Here is a 19,107-nt window from a genome sequence, read left to right on the forward strand (position 1 = left end):
AATTCGACGACTGGGGGATCTACGCAGTCATGATGTTCAAAGTTTTGGGCCCACTGACCGTGCTTGACGGAGAGCATCAAATTCCGTTGGGTGGCACTCGCCAGCGGGCAACGCTGGGTGTACTGCTGCTGCAACCAAATCTAGTTGTGCCTACAAGCAAATTGTTGCGGGCCCTGTGGCCGACGGATGACGTGCCGGCGTCGTCTCGCAAGATTCTGCAAAACTCCGTGTGGAGTCTTCGAACACTGTTCAATTCGCAATTTCGGTGCTCGAATCCGCCCGCGCTGATCACCTGCCCGCCTGGCTACATGATTCGGGTTGACCCCGAGCAGATCGACAACGCCAGGTTCCTCCAGCAGGCGGAGCTTGGCCGTAGCAAAGTCGCCAGTGCACCAGCTGAGGCAGTGTTGCTGCTGCGCGAAGCGCTTTCATTGTGGAAAGGCCCCGCTTTGGCCGACCTAAGTGAAACCGGAATAATGTGGCCGGAGTTATCAGCCCTACAGCGTTCCCGGTTGGGTACATTGGAATCATTGTTCGAGGCCGAGCTGGCCTGTGGTCGACATGAATCGATACTCGGCGAACTCCAAGCACTTGTTGAGACGGAGACGTTTAGTGAGCGTGCTTGTGAACAGCTGATGCTGGCGATGTACCGCTGCGGACGACAAGCTGACGCACTGAATACGTACACAACGATCAGAGAAACTCTGAATGACCTCGGTCTTGAACCTGGCCTGCGGCTGCGCGACCTGCAGCAAGCAATCTTGAACCACTCGCCCGCCTTGAACTCACCCAATCGAATCGAAGTTGTCGATCAGGCTTGCTCCGATTTGTCGGTGAACGCAAGGTCGCACACGATGGCCGAGTCAGTGGCTGGGCGCGCAAGCGATCTTCCCGCCACCATGCTGGATAGCGTAGGCCGCGACGGCGAAGTCGCTGCCCGACTATCAGTAGAAACGACTGGTGTGGCGACTGCAGGATCGATGGAAGCGCCGAGGCCGGCCGCACGTGATTCGCTCACGTGCGTAACAACGGTCCCGTCCTCAAGCCCCCGCATGGTGTCGGTATTGCTCATTCGCGCTGTTCCTGCCTTCGCGACCGGGTCGCCTTCGATCGATGTTCGCTCCGACACTGTCGCCGCCAGGGTTCAACAACTGGTGAGTGTGAACGGTGGTGTCAACCTTGCGACACTCGGATCAACTACCGCCGTCCTGTTCGACCTTCAGTCAAGCACTGAGTTGGCTGTTCAGGCGGCTAGGGAGCTGCATGCGACGCTCGGTGCTACAGCAGATCCGACCGCCGAAATGCGGGTGGCAATCGCAGTGATCACGAGAGAATCGTACGTACACGACCCCGGAGACGGAGACGCGCCTGTGGTATCCGCGGGTTTGATAGAGGACGCTCATCGGTTGTTGGACTCAGTGCCGGACGGAGAGATAAAACTGTCGCCGAGCCACGGTGACATTGTAGATGTTTCGGCAAGCGAGAGTGACGAACTACCCTTCATCGACCGCGAACACGAAATGAGTGTGCTGAACGGTTTGCTCGAACTTGTTCGACACCGATCTTGCCTTCACTCTGTGACTGTTCGTGGCGGCCAATCCATAGGCAAGACAAGGCTTCTCGCAGAGTTTACCGATGGGTTGTTACGTAAGCCCGTCAGAGTATTACAGACGGCTGCGCGCGCGGCGGAGGGGCCACTGGACCTCCCTCGCCGTGTAGTTGCCTCTCTGTGCGGAATCATCGAGTCGGACAGCCGTACTGAAGCACTGAACAAGCTCAACAGTCTCCTCGTTTCGATTGTTGCGCAACGGGACGAGCGGAAATGGCTAGGACACTGGCTCCGGCCTTTCGTTGACCCTCCTTGCGATAGCCGACACCTGCCTTTCACGGCTGAGATCATGCTCGCGTGGCGACTCCTGCTGGCAGATGCGGCGGCCCGTGAGCCGGTCGTCCTGGTTGTAGATGACCTGCATCTGGCTCATGGGGCGGTGCAGCAGGCCTTGGCAGAACTCGAAGCCTCTGCTCGCGCAGTGCCAATTCTGATCGTCACCGCAGCGCAACCGGCGCTGTTCGTGCAGCGAGACCGGGGTGGACATCAAACGGGGGGAACCACGATTACGCTCTCCCCCCTGTCCGACGCCGGTGTCGAGCGCATGCTGCAGGTTCCGCGGTCCAGACGTAATCGCTCGTTGACTCGCGCGATGAGGTCAGTAGCTACAGCCCTGCTGGCAGAACCTGAGCAGAATAAGGACACGCGCCGTCTGATGCGTGACTTGATGACAGCTGCGCCAGATTGGGACAGCGAACAGCAACCAGATTCCGCACCGAGTGAGTCAGCTGTGGTCGCGGGCAACGACCTGTCGTCAGTCCCTTCGACTCAAGAGGATGTTGCATGTTGACCTGGCGTTGACCACAGGTCAGACAGCAGCGTGCTAAATGAAATTCATCTTCTTCAGGTGCGAGTACTCCATACTGCGTCACTCGACTGTCTGATGCCACAAGGTAACGGAGTCGACTCTGCGCAGTAGGAGTCGACTCCGTTACCTTGGGGGAGCGGCGCGGACCGTCGCACGGTTCCGCTTTCCTTTAGCTGACTGCCACCGACTCCAAGATGATTGGCCGATCGATTGCCATCGACCAGGTGCCGTCTGATTCTCGTACCAGGACGTCGGTGCAGATGCCATTGTGCTGGGTAGTCTGGCCGTGCTCATCAGTCAGTTGAAGTTTGAACTCAACTACGATCAGAGAAGTGTCACCCGTGGTGTGTGAATATTTGACCACCGAGTCGAGCTTGGGATTGGTGGCCAATAGTTCGGTGATACCCGCAGTCCGGGCACTACCGGTGAGGGGCGCACCGGTCAAATTCGAGATGGCGTCCTCGCGGTAGAGGCTGTCGAAAATTGCGCCTACACCAGAATTGAAGGCCGTTAAGAAAACCGCATTCTGCACTTCCGGATCGTCGGTGAGTATGAGGTTGCTGAGATCATCAATGTCCGTGTTCTGAGAAGTCATTCTGTCTCCTTATGGTCCGTGGTTACCCTGCATGTACAGGAATTCTTCTGCGGCCTGGTGTTGTCGAATTCCGAGACGGCGTTCATTTGTGTACGTCAGGCAATGCTCATGCTTTGGGCGTCGCGCTGGAGCTTGACGTTCTCGCTTCTTTCCGAACGTTGCGGCGATCCCTCAGTACCGCCCAGTTCGCCGAAGCCTGGCCCGTGCTTGCTACGTTCGTCGTCACCTGGCCTGTTCGGACTGGCGTCTCGCCCGGATGTGCGAGGCGTAGCCCATGTTATCGACGGTTAGATCTCTCTTCGTTCTACGCGCGCTCACTTCGCGATAATTCTGGCCTCAACTGGATCAAGTGCCGTCGGTTACCGAGGGTGGACAGGTATTTACCGATTTAGCTCGCAACACTGTTTCACTCTAGACATAACGGCGTTAAAGCCGCCTCGTCCTTGACTCTGGTGACAAGTTTGGTGAGAAGGTGATTCTCAAGAGAGTGCGCTTTCGATCATGTACGGCTGCTGAATATTTTGTAGCGTTCAGTGGCGGCTACGCGTTCGGGTCTTTGTGTGATTCGATCCAAATATTCTTCTATTTCATGTCGGAGTAGTCGGCTAGTTCGATTTCACTCCTTCATCTCGTTGAAAGATCGATTGGAGTTGTTTTGTTCAAGCGGATTGCAGTAGTCAACCGAGGCGAGGCAGCAGTACGCCTGATCCGAGCCGTCCGAGAGCTCAACGCCGAACACGATTACGGCATCCGCACCGTAGCGCTGCACACCGAGGCGGAGAAGCGCGCGATGTTCGTCCGCCAGGCCGACGAAGCGGTCACGCTGCGCAAGCCCGCGACAGGATCGGCCTACCTCGACTACGGCGTCCTCGAGGCCGCGCTGGTCGAGTCCGGTGCCGACGCGGTGTGGGTCGGCTGGGGCTTTGTCGCCGAGGACCCGACGTTCGCGGACCTCGTCGCCCGTCTGAACATCACCTTCATCGGCCCGTCGGCCGACGCGATGCGTCTGCTCGGCGACAAGGTCGAGGCGAAGATCCTCGCCGAGAAGGTCGGCGTCCCCGTCGCACCGTGGTCCGGCGGCCCCGTCGAGACTCGCGCCGACGCCAGGCGTCACGCAGCGGCGATCGGCTACCCGCTGATCATCAAGGCCCGCTCGGGCGGCGGTGGCCGCGGTATCCGCAAGGTCTTCCACGAGGACGAACTCGAACTCTCTCTCGAACGTACCCAGGGTGAGGCCGAGCGCTCGTTCGGCGACCCCGTCGTCTTCCTCGAACGGCTCGTCACCGACGCCCGGCACGTCGAGGTTCAGGTCATCGCCGACAGCCACGGCAACGTCTGGGCCCCGGGCGTGCGCGACTGCTCCATCCAGCGCCGCAACCAGAAGGTCATCGAGGAATCGAGCTCACCGCTGCTCACCAAGGAGCAGGCCGACCAGCTGCGCACCGCCTCGGCCGAGCTCGTCAAGGCCGCCGGCTACCAGGGCGCAGGCACCGTCGAATACCTGTACCAGCCCGAGCAGAAGATCTTCACCTTCCTCGAGGTCAACACCCGCCTGCAGGTCGAGCACCCCATCACCGAATACACCACCGGCATCGACCTGGTGAAGCTGCAGATCCTCGTCGCCGACGGCCAGGCACTGCCCGGCGAATGCCCGCCCGAATTCGGCCACGCCGTCGAGGCTCGCCTGAACGCCGAGGACGCCGACAACGGCTTCGCACCGGCTCCCGGCACGGTCGAGCTGCTCAAGTTCCCCCTCGGCACCGGCATCCGCGTCGACACCGGCATCGCCCAGGGCGACGTCATCCCGCCCGATTACGACTCGATGGTCGCCAAGGTCATCGCCTGGGGCCGCGACCGCAGCGAAGCCTTGGCGAGGTTGCGCAATGCACTGCGTGAGACCACCGTCGTCATCGACGGCGGAACGACCACCAAGTCCTTCCTGCTGAGCCTGCTCGACCGCGAGGAAGTCATCTCCGCCTCCGCCGACACCGGCTGGCTCGACCGCACCGAAGCCGGCTCCCAGGTGGGCCCGACGGCCGTTGCCGACATCGCCATTGTCGCCGCCGCCATCGACGCCTACGACGCCGAGGAAGGCCGCGAACGCACCGCGTTCCTGAACTCCGCACGCGGTGGTCGCCCGCGCGCCACCCACGCCATCGGCCGCACCGTCGAATTGAACTATCAGGGGCAGGCCTACAAGCTTGAGGTAGGCCAGACCGGGACGCACCGCTACAGCATCGACGGTGACGGCATCGGCGAGCTTCAGGTCGACGTCGAACGCCTCGGCAAGTACGAGAGTCGTCTGGTCATCGGCGACCGCCGTTACCAGGTGGTCACCGTCGCCGGAGCCGCACACTTCCTCGTCGAGGTCGACGGCATCAGTCACCAGATCTCGCAGGACGAGGCCGGGTTGGTCCGCGCATCGGCTCCCGCCGTGGTCGTTGCCGTCCCGGTCGCCGTCGGCGACGAGGTCGAAGCGGGACAGACCCTGGTCGTCCTCGAATCGATGAAAATGGAAACCGCCGTCCGGTCTCCCTACGCGGGCACCGTGCGTGAGGTACTGGCCTCGGTCAACGGACAGGTCGACGCCGGAGCGGCACTGCTTCGCGTGGATCAGGCCGGTGAGCAGAAGGTCTCCGAGCAGGCACCGCGCGTGCAGTTCCGCGGTGTCGACGACGCCGAGCAGCGCTCGCCGCAGCGTCGCGCTCTGGACCGGCTCGACGAACTGGCCGCCCTCATCACCGGCTTCGACGTCAGCGGAGCACGCGCTCGAAACCTGTTGTCCACCTATGAGACTCTGCGTGCGGATGTGCCGCGCAACGACGCAGGGCTGGTCTTCGCCGAGCTGGCTCTGCTGGGCACGTTCGCCGATATCTGCGAGCTCTCCCGGAACCGGCCGACGATGGACGAGGAGAGCACCGACGAACGCGTCCACTCCCCCCGTGAGCACTTCCACTCGTTCCTGCACTCGCTGGACGCGGACGTTCAGGGGCTTCCGGATTCGTTCCGCGCCAAGCTCACTCGCGCCCTCGCGCACTACGACGCCGCCATCGACGAGGGACGCACCCCCGAACTCGAAGAGGCCGTCTACCGCGTCTTCCTGGCCCTGCAGCGCATGGAGAACCAGGTTCCGGTCATCGCGGCCCTGCTCGGCCACTGGCTCAGCGACTGCTCGACGCAGCCCGAGGCCACCCCGGCCATGGCCGAGGTACTCGAGCGCCTCATCGGTGCCACCCAGGCCCGCTACCCCGTCATCGGCGACGTCGCCCGCAACCTGCGCTTCCGACTGTTCGACGAGCCACAGATCCGCAGTGCACGCGAGAAGATCTACGACGGCGTCCGTGGCAGCCTGCAGTACCTGGCCGAGAACCCCGACGCCGCCGACTACTCCGCCCGCATGAAGCAAATCGTCGATGTGGATGAACCTCTCATCGACCTTCTCGACGACGTGGATCTCGATGCACTGCTCGAAGCCATCACTCGTCAAACCTATGGGATCCATCACTTCCGACACGTCAATACTTTCGATCGCGGCAATTGTAGGTTCGTCACCGGGACGTTCGTGCTCAATGCAATCGAGGTGCATGTCATTGCAACACGCACCGACCGATCCACGTTGCCTTCTGCTCTGTCATCTATCAAGGCCGTCGCGGAGCTCACACCGGAACATCGGGTCGTCGATGTCTACCTCTCATGGCCCGATGCACCGCTGAGCGGGGACGAACTCAGCGCCGAAATTCGGCAACTCGTAGGACAAAAAGCGCATGCGGGACCATGGCGTCGAATCACCGTCACAGTGTTCGGTTCCGGATCGCCGCGCCAGATCACCCTGAGACCGGATCGGGACGGAAATCTTTCCGAGGACACGATCATCCGGGACATGCACCCGCTGACCGGTCAACGACTGGACCTGTGGCGACTGAAGAACTTCGACGGAGTTCGGTTGCCCGCCAGCGCCGGAACGTACCTGTTCCACCTGACGTCGAAGGCCAACCCCTCCGACGAGCGACTGGTCGCCCTGGCCGAGATCCGCGGCGTCACCACACAGTTGGACGATGCAGGCAACATCGTCGCGGTACCGGAGATCGAGCGGACCGTGGCGGCCTGCCTCGACGGCATCCGCCGCGCTCAGGCCGGACGCGGCAAGAAGCGCCTCGACGCCAACCGCGTCGTGCTCTACGTCTGGCCGGTACTCAACGTTCCCGCCGACCGCATCGCCACCATCGCCAGGCACATCGCGCCACTGACCATTGGTGCAGGGCTCGAGGAGATCACCCTCATCGCCCGACTGGCCGAAACACCGGGAGCGACGCCACGCGAGGTCGCGTTGCGCCTGTCGTACCGTTCCGGCGCGGGAATCGTCGCCAAGGTAACCCCGCCGCCGACCGAGCCGATGCGTCCCCTCGACGAGTACACCCAGAAGGTTCAGCGGTCGCAGGCCCGCGGCACCGTGTACCCGTACGAGCTGATTCCGTTGCTCAGCAGCAACGGCGGCACGTTCACCGAGTACGACTTCGACGCCGACGGCGTGCTCGCTCCCGTCGATCGCCCCTACGGTCGCAACTCCGCAGGCGTCATCGTCGGTGTCGCGACCACCCCGACCGCCAAGTACCCCGAGGGCATCACCCGCGTCGCGCTGTTCGGTGACCCGACCAAGGCACTGGGCACCGTCGCCGAGGCCGAGTGCTCGCGAATCGTCGCGGCCATCGACCTCGCCGAACAACTCGGCGCGCCCGTCGAATGGTTCGCATTGTCCTCCGGTGCAACGATTTCCATGGAATCGGGCACCGAGAACATGGACTGGGTCTCGCGCGGACTGCGTCGCATCATCACCTTCACCCAGGCCGGCGGTGAGATCAACATCGTGGTCGCAGGCATCAACGTCGGCGCACAGCCGTACTGGAACGCCGAAGCCACCATGCTCCTCCACACCAAGGGCATCCTGGTGATGACCCCCGACAGTGCGATGGTGCTCACCGGAAAGCAGTCCCTGGACTACTCCGGCGGCGTCTCGGCCGAGGACAACTTCGGCATCGGCGGTTACGACCGCGTCATGGGCCCCAACGGCCAGGCGCAGTACTGGGCACCGAACCTGCGGGCCGCATGCGACATCCTGTTCGCTCACTACGATCACGCGTACGCCGCACCGGGAGAACGCTTCCCACGCCGGGCAGCCACCGCGGACCCGACCGAGCGCGACGTGCGCACCTACCCGCACGTGCACCCGTCGAGCGACTTCACCACCGTCGGCGACATCTTCTCCTCGGTCACCAACCCCGACCGCAAGAAGCCGTTCGACATTCGCACCGTGATGCGCGCCGTGGTGGACCAGGACCACTCGGTACTCGAGCGTTGGGCCGACATGGCCGACGCCGACACCTCCGTGGTGTTCGACGCCCACCTCGCCGGAATCCCGGTGTCGGTCATCGGTATCGAATCGCGAGCCATCCCCCGCAAGGGCTGGTTCCCGTCCGACGGCCCCGATCAGTGGACCTCGGGCACCCTGTTCCCGAACTCGTCGAAGAAGACCGCTCGCGCCATCAACGCAGCCAGCGGAAGCCGGCCGATCGTGGTGCTGGCCAACCTCTCCGGCTTCGACGGATCACCCGAATCGCTGCGCAACATCCAGCTCGAATACGGTGCCGAGATCGGCCGAGCCATCGTCAACTTCGACGGACCGGTCGTGTTCTGTGTCGTATCGCGCTACCACGGCGGCGCGTTCGTGGTGTTCTCCGGAGCGCTCAACGACAACATGGAGGTCCTCGCTGTGGAGGGCTCCTTCGCCTCCGTGCTCGGCGGTGCCCCCGCCGCAGCAGTGGTGTTCACCCGCGACGTCAACGCCCGCACCGCAGCGGACCCGACCGTCAAGGAACTCGAGACACGACTCAACACCGCCGAGGACGACGCCACCCGCTCGGCCCTGCGTGTCGAGCTGGCCACCGTGCGAGCGAACGCCCGCAACGCCAAACTGGGTGAAGTGGCCGCCGAATTCGAGGCCATCCACAACATCCAGCGTGCGCAGAACGTCGGATCGGTGCACCACATCGTCCCCGCCGCCGAACTGCGCCCGCAACTCGTCGCCGCCATCGAACGCGGAATGGCGAAGGTTTCGACCCTGGCCGTATCCGGGATGTTCCCGCGCCGTAAGGACCATCACAGTGGAAGAGAGAACTTTGGCCATGACGCTCGCCAACACCAACCTCGATCAATCCACGCTTCGCGAGGCGTATAGCCACTTCCCGACTGGTGTAGTCGCAATCGCAGCAGAAGTAGACGGACGCCCGGTTGGAATGGCGGCGAGTAGCTTCGTCGCGCTATCTATAGCCCCCCCACTTGTTGCCATCTGTTTGCAGCAGACCTCAGCGACGTGGCCAAGGCTCGCCCGACGCAAACCTCGTCGTCTACGACTCAGCGCCGTACCTTTCCGATCTGCCGCCGCTACCGAAATGGCCCGATCGCATCAGGGACAGTATCGGTAGATACGCGATAGACCCCGGTAGCTTCGCTAGAAGGCCTCTGCATCTCGACCAGGACGGAATTGCCGAGAACGACGGCAACGTCTACAAACACACGTGGAACGTAGGGGACCTCCGCCCAAGGGAAATTGCTCCGACGAGAGCTGTGACAATCGTGCCGACAGTCAATGCGTCGGACGAGCTCGAAGTGACGATGACCGCGAGCGCTATGAACCGTCGCGGCAGGGTGATCAAAAATTTCAAAGTCACGATCGACTCGGATCGACGCACACTCGATGACTTCTATCGCGCGCACCCAAGTTGACGGCTGCGGCGGCTACCACCGCAGCCTCGGCCGGGTCGGTGCAGACTGGGCCGGAAACCCCGCACACGCATCGACGAAACAGCGTCCCAGATACGACCGTTGATGAGACAAGTTCCCGGTGAGACAGATCAGACGGCACTGATGGCTCTCGTCGGTCTCTGCTGGCGGATAGATCGCCGGAAGCAGTTGTCCACTTCTGAAGTCGTGCAGTCCGTCTTTCTGAACCGACGTTTGGGTGAGTGCTGTCAGAGGTCCGTCTCGATCGTGATCAGAGCGGACGCGTGCAACTCTCCCGACAGCTCAAACACGGAGTGCGATACCGAAGACACGCGTCCACCGGAAACCGTAGCCTCCACAACGAACGTACCTACGTGGTTCGACAGCTCGCTCAAGAGCTCGTCGACGCTCGCACAAGGTCCCACGGCCAGCGTGTAGATGTCGTAATTAGGTGCGGACTGCATACATTAGTCTCTCCGATCGGATGCTGACGTTCACAACCGAATTAGCGTTCTGTGTGAAACGCCCACGAGGTTGAGAGTGCGCTTGCCGAGCTGCCCACAGTGTGAGCGAAGGTTCCAGCTGCTTATGCCTCAGAAACGAACGTTTCTGGGGCACCGATCCGTGAGACACCGAAGCGGTCCGAACGAGCTCTGCGATCGGCGCCCGCTGCCACCGGTCCGAACTGGGACTGCACTCGTCTTCTGAAACTGACAGAGACATTTGAGACCGAAACGTGATGTGTCTCAGAAACCTGTCTCATACTCTGACGCGTTGCCTGTGCCTCGTCGGACGTTTCTGAGACAGTCATCCTCGTGAGCGCCACTTTGGGATACATGCGGGTTTCGACCACCGATCAATCGCTGGATCTACAGAGAGACGCACTGACGGCCGCCGGCTGTTTCCGGGTCTGGGAAGAGGTCGCGTCCGGAGCGGACAAGGATCGACCTCAGTTGCAGCTGCTCCTTGAGAGCGTGCGCGCAGGTGACGTCGTCGCCGTGTGGCGACTCGATCGACTCGGCCGCTCACTGAGCCACCTCATCGAAACCGTCAACCTCATCGAAACCAAAGGGGCAACACTGCGCAGCATCACCGAAGGAATCGACACCTCCACCATCGGAGGACGACTGACATACAACATCTTCGGCTCCCTGGCCGAATTCGAACGAGACCTCGTCAAAGAGCGCACCATGGCCGGCCTCGCCGCCGCACGAGCTCGCGGCCGCGTCGGCGGACAACCACCCAAAATCGACGCCGACAAAGCCCGTCACATCCGACGAATGCTCGAGGACGGCACACCCAAAACCGAAATCGCCTCAGTCCTCGGCATTGGCCGAGCTACTCTCTATCGTCATCTCAGCAGCCAAGTGAAGTAGCCGATAGCTCACGACGGCAACGCAGCGCCACCCACGGTGGCCATTCCCTACGGCCATGTCGCCCCCTCGGCATCGGTTAATCGGGCGCGACATACCCTTCGGCCGCGTTGATCTTCCGAGCGTGAGCGAGCGCAGCATCACGGCCAGACTCCGAATACAAACTCTCCAAGGCCAACTCAACGAACTTGATGACGTGTAGAACGCCCTTGCCGCTATGACCGCTCGCATGAGTTCCTTCGTTGCCCACCCACCGCACAGCCTGCAACATCTCCACGACATCAGAGAACTGAGGATGCGCGGCACCGAACATTTCCAGCCGCTTGTTGAGTGAGAACGGGTAACCGTCAGGCTTCAACCTGTCGATACCCTGTTCGCTCAGCAACATCTCGACGGCCTTCCTCAAGGACCACAGAGCCGCGTCAGGATTCGACCAGATCAATGCCCCCACGTTGTCGAGCTCGACCGAAACCGAACCCGGTACATCATCTGGAACATCAACGATTCGCAACGACGGGTGAAACCACTCGACCGTCAACAGCGTTTCGAACGGTTCCTCGTCGCTGGTGTGCCGGTACCGATCCGAGTAGTCGACCGCCACATCACCCGAAACATGGATTGAATCACCACAATCAGATGTATTGCTACACAACAGATCCGCGCTAAACGTCCCTTTGATATCGGTCGGATCCCCCCAATCCGACCACGAACTTGTCACCTTCGTGATGCGCCAATCTGCTTTCCTCGACCCATCGGCCTTAGGCGCAATCGTCAGATGCCCATTCCCGCACACTGGACATTCGATACTCGGCCAAGCATCCTCCTCGAACGGAACCACCAACTTCTCCGCGAAAGCCTTCACAACCAGACAACCCCTTTACAACGACAACAACGAACCAAACGACAAGCCCCATTGAACTGCACTCTCCCGCACAACGGAGACGTTTCATAGAGCTACCGCGACACCAACGTGGCTGATCTGCGCAGCTCCCGCACAATCACCGACAGCAGTCCACGGCGCCGAGGTGGCACGTCGACGACAGACCCGCACGGTGATGCATCCGCCTGCCGGCGGGCCGGCCACCCTCCGGGCGTCCCCCGAACCGAACGCCGCTCCGCGGCGCACTGAACCTATTGAAGAGCAGTTGTTTTCGGCCCGTGTTCTGGCTCCCGGTGATCCTGCATCACCCGTACCCGCCTTACCCACCCCGCACTACGCGTTCGCTCCGGCCCTTCGGGCTCCGAAAACTTTTCACAGCGCCTCCGGCTGAAAACTTTCCGTCTGACGGGGCAGGACAGCGTGCCCGTGCGCTGCTGGCTCTCCTCACGCCAGAACACCTTCCGGCGAAAACAACGTGGCAGAGACCGGGCTTATCGGGTCGGCCAGCAGGGGAGAGGAACCCACCATGAGCGCATTCACCGTCTCGAGCGAACACATCGCCGTACTCGTCCACGCAGGGCTGTACAACCCACACACTGCCCGGCCGCTCACCTGGGACGTCCCCACCCCGACCGGACAGCTACCGATCCCCTGGACTGCCACCAACGGCATCACAGGGAGCTGGAGACCGAACTCCCAAGCACGTCAGCTCACCACCGTCAGCGTTGATGCGGTCGGGCAGATGCTCCTCGATCAGAACATCGCCAGCGTCAACACCGCCGCCGACGACGACCTCGCGATCTACACCCATCAGCGGCCCCGCAGCATCCACCGCCGCCCCGTCGAGATCCTGAAAGCAATCAGCTGCTACCGCTACCAAGCGAACGAAACCAAGAACTGGGAAGACTGCGAAGCCTTCCACTTCTGCGCCGCATTGGAAAGCGACACCATCGCCAAGCTCCCCGGGTGGGAGGATGCAGCGTGGGCGATCGGCCGCGACACCCCGATCCTGTCCGAGACCGCCGACACCGGCGCACACTGACCAGCTCTAACCGAGGCCGGTGGGGGATCAAGTGAGCCCCTACCGCCTCACCCCGCACCCACGCCACCGAAGAAGGAGCGCACCCACCGTCATGCCCGCACAAGCATGGATCACCCTGATTGTCGGCGTTCTGGCCGTCGCCGGGGTCATGGCTACCGTCAGCCAACGCACCCGCGCAGACAACAGGGCTCAGAGTTGGCAGCGCATCACCTGGTCTCTGGAACGCACCGTCAGCGACAACGACGACGAAGCGGCTCTCGGTTGGACTGTGTTCCGCACAGTGGCCACGACACCGTTCATCGCACGCACCGATCGCGACACGCTGCAAGCCATCGCCGATCACATCGTCACAGAATCCGACGGCGACCTGGCGGAAACCGACAACACCGGCGACAATGAATCCAAGACAGAGACGGAGGGCCCGCGATGACCACCACCGAGAACCGCACACCCCGACGCGGGCGGTCGATGAAAGTCCGCTCCGCAGCGGCCCGTGCCTCGATCGCGCTCCGCGAGTACGACGACAAGCCCGTCCCGCAGTGGCTACGCGACATTGCCGCAGGTAAAGACGTGCCCGTCCCGAAAGACCAGTACCAGTAAGCACCTGCCGCGACACGCGGCAACGAACCGAACACCCGCTAAGTCCCGCCCCACCTTCACAGGAAGGGCGGGACTTGCTGCATCGACGCCAGACGGACCCCACAAGGCCGCCGGGCCACCTTCGGTGTCCACCCATATCGAGCTCCGCTGCGCTACGCGCCGAAAAAGCATTTTTCTTGTCGTGCATCTGGCTCCTGGCGAGTGTGCGTCACCCGTGACCGCCGCAGCAACCCCTGACTCCGCATTCGCTCCGGCCGCCGGCGCCGAACACTTTTCACCTACCCGTGCTCGCTGCGCTCCCAGGTGAAAACTGTCTCGGCTCAGGGGTTGCTTCGTCGTCCCCGTGCGCCGCTCCCTCTCCCTACGCCAGATGACGGCGACAAGAAATTGTCAGAGCGAGAGGCCGGGGGACCGGCCGGGCACGGGAGGAACCATCATGGGAGCACGCACCACCACCAGCGCGACGGACAAAGCCGAAGCGCGGCGCCAGCTCGCCGAGACGTTGCACGCTACGATCACCGAGAAAGTCGACGCACTCACCGACTCCGACGCCTGGCGCGCCTACCTCGATGCGGCAATGTCGTTCCACGAGTACAGTTTCCGCAATATTCTGCTGATCCTGGCTCAGAGGCCCGAAGCGACACGCGTCGCGGGTTTCCGGTCCTGGCAAGGACGTGGGCGGCAGGTCCGCAAAGGTGAGAAAGCGATCCGGATCTACGGCTACAGCTCCCGCACCGTCACCGAAACCGACCCCGCCACCGGCGACGAACAGGACCGCAAAGTCCCCACCTTCCCGATCCTGTCGGTATTCGACATCTCGCAAACCGACCCGATCGAGGGACACCCGCAGCCCGAGGAGATCGCACAGTTGCTCACCGGCGCTGACCCGGGCAACATCTACGACCGCACCGCCGCCGTGATGACCGCACGCGGCTGGGCCGTCACCCGCGAGCCGGTCGCAGGATCCGCGAACGGCTACACCACCACCGACGGGAGCCGCCGCATCGTCGTCGACGCCGATCTCGAACCCGCCGCGGCCGCTAAAACGATGCTGCACGAAGCCGGTCACGCCCACATTCACGCCCCGCAGATCACCGACCCCGACGCCCGCAAAGACCTGCACCGCGGCCGAATGGAAGTAGAAGCCGAAGCCGTCGCCTACGTCCTCGCAGGACTACAGGGACTCGATACCAGCGCCTACTCCGTCGGCTACATCGCCGGATGGTCAGACGGTGACACCGAGACGATCACCGACACCGCGCACACGGTCCTGAAAGCCGTTCACGAGCTCGCAGACGCCCTCGACGCGCACGATGCGGACCAGGAAGCCGACACGGCCGAAGAGAGCGGCAGCGCCGCGTAGGGGACCGGCCTGCTTCGTCCGGCTCCGCCCGAGCGGTGGGGTGGGGCGGACCGGGCCACCTGCGGTGTCCACCCGAATGGAGCTCCGCTGCGCTCCGCACTCAAAGGAGCCAAAAGATCATCGTTTTTTCGGCGGGTGCTGGCGCCGGCGAGTCTGCATCACCCACGTTCGCCGCCGCAACCACACGACCTCCGCTGCGCTCCGGCCCCTGCGGGGTCCGAAAACTTTTCGATCCCGTACTCGCTGCGCTCGCTCGAAAACTTCTCGGCTCGGTGGTCTGCACCGTCGCCCGCGTGCGCTGCTGCCTCTTCTCACGCCAACAACCGGCGAAAAAACGTGGCAGGGCACAAGGGCCAGGTCACCAGCAGAGAAGGGAAGCTCACCATGCACGACACCACCAGCAGGAAGGCGACACCGGGGGAGAAGGCGATCATGGCCGCGATCGCAACCGTCCCCACCCACGTGCGTCCACGCACTCGGCCAGGTCACCGCCTACACCGCACAGGCCGACCGCGCCGCCGTCGACCCGAACACCAGCACCGAAGCAGTGCACCGGGAGCAGGCCGAGAAATGGGCACAGATCACCACCGCCTACCAGGAAGGACAACACCCCGCCCCGACCGCAGCCTGACCACCGCTCGCCGCAACACCCGCAGAAACAAGAAAACACCGGACAGCTCGAACCTGCCCGGTGTCTCCGATCTAAGAATCTACCAGGAAAGAGACACCACATCATGACCGCTCAGAACACCGAAACGACCGTCGCCGCCACTGATGCCCCCGCCGCCGACACCACGTCGACGGCGGGGGCGGGCGAGGAGTTCGCCCGCCTCGCACCCAGCACGCTCGAGGTCGGCCCGAACGTCCGCGACGAGGTCGACACCGAGACGCCCGAGTTTCGTGCACTGGTCGACAGCATCACCGAACACGGAGTGCTACAAGCAATCTCCGCGATCCGCGACGGTGATCGTGTCGTCGTCATCGATGGCCAGCAACGGGTCCTTGCGAGCATCGAAGCGCAGGCGGAGTCGGTGCCGGTGGTGATCCGGAGCGTCACCGGTAACGCGAAGGCACGTGAAATCGCCCGCCTGTCGCAGCAGGTCGTCGCCAACGATCGCCGGATCGACCTCACTCGAGGTCAGCGCGTCAAAGCCGTGACCGGCATGCTCGAACTCGGAGTATCGGCAACCAAGATCAGCAAAGCGGTGCAGATGCCCCGCGATCAGGTGAAAACCGCCGCCGCAGCAGGACGGTCGCAGACCGCCCTCGACGCCCTCGACGGCGGCCAGCTCGACCTCGAACAGGCGGCAGTGCTCGCAACCTTCGACGCCGACGGCGACCACGACGCAGTCTGCGAACTGCTCGAGGTGCACCGCTACGCCTTCGAGCGCACCGCCAAGCGGCTGCTCGCGGACCGCGCCGAACGCAAGGAACGCGCCACCGCCGCGCAGCCCTACGCCGAACGAGGCTTCACCATCTTGGACACCGAACCCGAATACGGCGACGGACAGCTGCGCGCCGACGACCTCATCGTCCCCGCCACCGACGACACCGGGCGCGCCGAGGTCACTGCCGAGGTGATCGAGGCCAACCCCACCGCATGGTCGGTGTGGCTGAGCAAGGGCGAGAAGTTCACCCTCACCGCAACCGAGGAGGTCATCAGCGAGAACAGCATCGATTGGGGCACCGAGGACGAGCCCGATGTGGTCGCCGCCGAGGGCTACCACCACCACAAGGACATCACGACCGAACAGGTGTGGGAGGCGGAGTACTTCACCACCGACCCCGCCGCAGCCGGTGTGGCACCCGGCCCGATCCTCGCCGCAGCGCTGGCCGAAGCCGACGACGAGGCAGCCGAGGTCGATCCGGACGACGCCGAAGCCGTCGCCCGAGCGCGGGAGCAGAAGCGTCTCGCCGCAGAAGCCGCCCACAAGGAGGCGCAGCGGGCCGCGCTGCGCCGCACCAAGGAGCTGAACAAGGCATCGGTGATCGCCACCGAAGTCCGCATCGAATGGCTGACGAAGTTCCTGACCCGCAAGACCTTGCCCAAGGGCGCGGGAAAGTGGATCACCGACACCCTCGTCGACGAGCCCGGTCTGCTCACCCAGAACAAGGCACCGCAGTACTTCGCGAAGCTGCTCGGCGTGAGTGTTCCTGCGGTGACCGGCCCGACCGTCGGTTACCCCGGAACCGAGGACCGCGCCGCACGCGCCGCGATCGCCCCGATCATCGACAAAGCATCCGAAGCGCGAGCCCAAGTCATCGCGCTCGCGCAGGTGTTGGCCGCCTACGAAGCACGTATGAGCGGGACCGGCAAGGACTGGTGGAAGCGCTCAGGCTTCGGCAACCAGGACAACTACCTGGGATTCCTCGATCAGCACGGGCACTCCCTGGCCCCGGTGGAGAACGTCGCCACCGGCGAGCTGACCCCGCAGCAGGGCTACGACGCCCTCACCACACGCACCGGGGACAGCGCACAACCCAGCGAGCCACAGACGGCAAGCGAGACCGAGTAACCGCACGACAAGGGGCGGGGGAGACCATCACAGGTTCCCTCGCCCCTTGTGTCGTTCCCGGCACCGGTCGAGGGGGCTGCCGCCCGCCTCGAGCTCCCCCGCCGAACGCGACGATCCGCTGTCCCGTCAGGGAGCGCCGGCGTCTCACCTTCAGGAGCTAGTGCGCTGCCTCGAATGCTTCGACGATGCTGGCGGGGATACGGCCGCGATCGTTGACCTCGTATCCCTCGTCGGCGGCCCACTGGCGGATAGCGCGGGTCTGCTCCGGATCACGCTTTGTCTGGGTCGCTTCCGATGTCGGCGCAGCTGGTTTCGGTGCGGCGATCGCTGCTTTGCGTTTGCGGCCACCGACGCGGGTGGCGTGCTCGATGTAGTAGTCGAGTTTGCGGTGAAACTCGGTCGCGTTCTTCGCTTTCAGGTCGATGACGTAGTCGACACCGGAGACCGAGAATTCGATCGCTTCGCCGGAGTCGTCGTCGATGACCGACCCGTCGATATCGTCGACCAATTGCACATACGTTTGTTTCGCCACGGCTGAAATCGCTGCCTTTCGTTCCTAATGGGATCGGATGAGTTCTCTGTGCAGCGTAACCAGCGGCAATATCGACAGTGCGGACCGACTCATGTCCGGACTTGCGTACTGTTCATATCGGCTCGGATGCCTTTGAACGACGAATGCCGTAGCCGTCCGGATGCCGATTGTTCGCGATACTCCACAATTGCCACCACTACCGGGTCGACCCACGTCACCCCGGCGGTCTCGCTAGGCGGAACTGCTCCCGCGAATGGGTTGTCCGGACGAGCAATCGCTGTCAACCTCTGGCGTAGTTCGCGGCGTACGCGTTCGGTGAAACCTGTTCCCACGCTGCCGATATAGACCAGTTCGCCTTGGTCGTCGTTTGCTCCGAGCAGCAGCGCTGCCAGCGGTCCACCGGCGCGGCCGCCGGAGGGAACGAAGCCGCAGATGATTCCGTCTCGACTATGTCTTATCGGTGTCTTGATCCATGATTTCGAACGAACACCAGGCCGGTATATCGAATCGGCGCGTTTGGCGACGATGCCCTCGATACCGTGCTCGGCCGCTATCGCCATCAATGCCGCGCCGTCGATACCGGTCATGTTCGGCGGCACCTGCACACGCGTCCCGTCTGCAAGAGCGAGATCGTCGAGAATGCGGCGACGCTCGAAATAGGGGAGATGTCGTACCGATTCGCCGTCGACGTCGAGGACGTCGAACACGAAATACGCCACCGGCGTCGAGCGCAGCAACGCAGCGGATGGCCGCGCCACATGCATACGGCGTTGCAGCAACCCGAAATCAGGTTGCCCCGCCGCGTTCAATGCCACGAGCTCGCCGTCGACGAGCAGCGACCGACCCGCCGCCGCGACGCCCAAGGCCTCTACCGTTTCCGGGTACGAGGCGGTAACGTCATTGGTGTTGCGGGAGAACACCTTCACTGCACCGCCTACCTCGACCGAGGCCACGGCACGGCATCCACTGGAGTCCGCGCGGGTTTGATCGGCTGCCAGGAACCGGTGTGAGC

The 19,107-nt window shown here is 63.1% G+C and carries 11 protein-coding genes and 2 pseudogenes; 9 read left to right on the forward strand and 4 right to left on the reverse strand.

Features of this window, described 5'->3' with window-relative positions:
• The first annotated feature begins 29 nt into the window (after positions 1–29).
• Positions 30–2,399: an ATP-binding protein gene (locus ACODSO_RS06605; RefSeq protein ID WP_489035952.1), complete on the forward strand. Its 2,370-nt coding sequence runs from the start codon at positions 30–32 to the stop codon at positions 2,397–2,399.
• 187 nt (positions 2,400–2,586) lie between these two features.
• On the opposite strand, the gene ACODSO_RS06610 is transcribed toward ACODSO_RS06605, so the two are convergent.
• Positions 2,587–3,012, reverse strand: coding sequence for a YybH family protein (locus tag ACODSO_RS06610; RefSeq protein WP_489035953.1), 426 nt, complete (start codon positions 3,010–3,012; stop codon positions 2,587–2,589).
• A gap of 655 nt (positions 3,013–3,667) precedes the next feature.
• Here ACODSO_RS06610 and ACODSO_RS06615 point away from each other — a divergent pair.
• The 3 genes and pseudogenes from ACODSO_RS06615 to ACODSO_RS06625 all read left to right on the forward strand — a co-directional run.
• Positions 3,668–9,118 (forward strand): annotated as a pseudogene (locus tag ACODSO_RS06615) (ATP-binding protein); the annotation flags it as partial.
• Positions 9,119–9,191: 73 nt separating this feature from the next.
• A pseudogene (locus ACODSO_RS06620) lies at positions 9,192–9,410 on the forward strand (flavin reductase family protein); the annotation flags it as partial.
• Positions 9,411–10,604: 1,194 nt separating this feature from the next.
• Positions 10,605–11,165: a recombinase family protein gene (locus ACODSO_RS06625; protein WP_489035955.1), complete on the forward strand. Its 561-nt coding sequence runs from the start codon at positions 10,605–10,607 to the stop codon at positions 11,163–11,165.
• 76 nt (positions 11,166–11,241) lie between these two features.
• On the opposite strand, the gene ACODSO_RS06630 is transcribed toward ACODSO_RS06625, so the two are convergent.
• Positions 11,242–12,024, reverse strand: coding sequence for a DUF4145 domain-containing protein (locus tag ACODSO_RS06630; protein WP_489035956.1), 783 nt, complete (start codon positions 12,022–12,024; stop codon positions 11,242–11,244).
• Between the two features lie 544 nt (positions 12,025–12,568).
• Here ACODSO_RS06630 and ACODSO_RS06635 point away from each other — a divergent pair.
• From ACODSO_RS06635 to ACODSO_RS06655, 5 genes are all read left to right on the forward strand, one after another.
• Complete coding sequence (locus ACODSO_RS06635) at positions 12,569–13,084, forward strand: hypothetical protein (RefSeq protein WP_489035958.1); 516 nt, start codon at positions 12,569–12,571, stop codon at positions 13,082–13,084.
• Positions 13,085–13,175: 91 nt separating this feature from the next.
• On the forward strand, positions 13,176–13,514 hold the full coding sequence (locus tag ACODSO_RS06640) for a hypothetical protein (protein ID WP_489035960.1): 339 nt from the start codon (positions 13,176–13,178) through the stop codon (positions 13,512–13,514).
• A complete protein-coding gene (locus ACODSO_RS06645; protein ID WP_489035961.1) occupies positions 13,511–13,684 on the forward strand; it encodes a hypothetical protein in 174 nt (57 codons plus the stop codon). Before ACODSO_RS06640 ends, ACODSO_RS06645 begins: the two co-directional genes overlap by 4 nt.
• A gap of 436 nt (positions 13,685–14,120) precedes the next feature.
• Positions 14,121–15,047, forward strand: a complete 927-nt coding sequence (locus ACODSO_RS06650; RefSeq protein ID WP_489035963.1) for an ArdC-like ssDNA-binding domain-containing protein — start codon at positions 14,121–14,123, stop codon at positions 15,045–15,047.
• Positions 15,048–15,781: 734 nt separating this feature from the next.
• Complete coding sequence (locus ACODSO_RS06655) at positions 15,782–17,563, forward strand: ParB/RepB/Spo0J family partition protein (RefSeq protein ID WP_489035964.1); 1,782 nt, start codon at positions 15,782–15,784, stop codon at positions 17,561–17,563.
• A gap of 157 nt (positions 17,564–17,720) precedes the next feature.
• Here the strand turns inward: ACODSO_RS06655 and ACODSO_RS06660 are convergent, their stop codons facing one another.
• Positions 17,721–18,095 carry a histone-like nucleoid-structuring protein Lsr2 gene (locus ACODSO_RS06660; protein ID WP_489035966.1) on the reverse strand — a complete coding sequence of 125 codons (375 nt, stop codon included), beginning with the start codon at positions 18,093–18,095 and terminating at the stop codon, positions 17,721–17,723.
• Between the two features lie 89 nt (positions 18,096–18,184).
• Positions 18,185–19,107 (reverse strand): non-homologous end-joining DNA ligase (gene ligD, locus ACODSO_RS06665; RefSeq protein ID WP_489035968.1); only part of this gene is annotated, 923 nt, incomplete at its 5' end.

Source organism: Rhodococcus sp. FG69, from assembly GCF_057808915.1.

Excerpts from the sequence above, each read along its gene's own strand:
- ACODSO_RS06605 (WP_489035952.1), top strand. The coding sequence starts at position 30 with ATGATGTTCAAAGTTTTGGGCCCACTGACCGTGCTTGACGGAGAGCAT.
- ACODSO_RS06610 (WP_489035953.1), bottom strand. The coding sequence starts at position 3,012 with ATGACTTCTCAGAACACGGACATTGATGATCTCAGCAACCTCATACTC.
- ACODSO_RS06635 (WP_489035958.1), top strand. The coding sequence starts at position 12,569 with ATGAGCGCATTCACCGTCTCGAGCGAACACATCGCCGTACTCGTCCAC.
- ACODSO_RS06640 (WP_489035960.1), top strand. The coding sequence starts at position 13,176 with ATGCCCGCACAAGCATGGATCACCCTGATTGTCGGCGTTCTGGCCGTC.
- ACODSO_RS06645 (WP_489035961.1), top strand. The coding sequence starts at position 13,511 with ATGACCACCACCGAGAACCGCACACCCCGACGCGGGCGGTCGATGAAA.
- ACODSO_RS06650 (WP_489035963.1), top strand. The coding sequence starts at position 14,121 with ATGGGAGCACGCACCACCACCAGCGCGACGGACAAAGCCGAAGCGCGG.
- ACODSO_RS06655 (WP_489035964.1), top strand. The coding sequence starts at position 15,782 with ATGACCGCTCAGAACACCGAAACGACCGTCGCCGCCACTGATGCCCCC.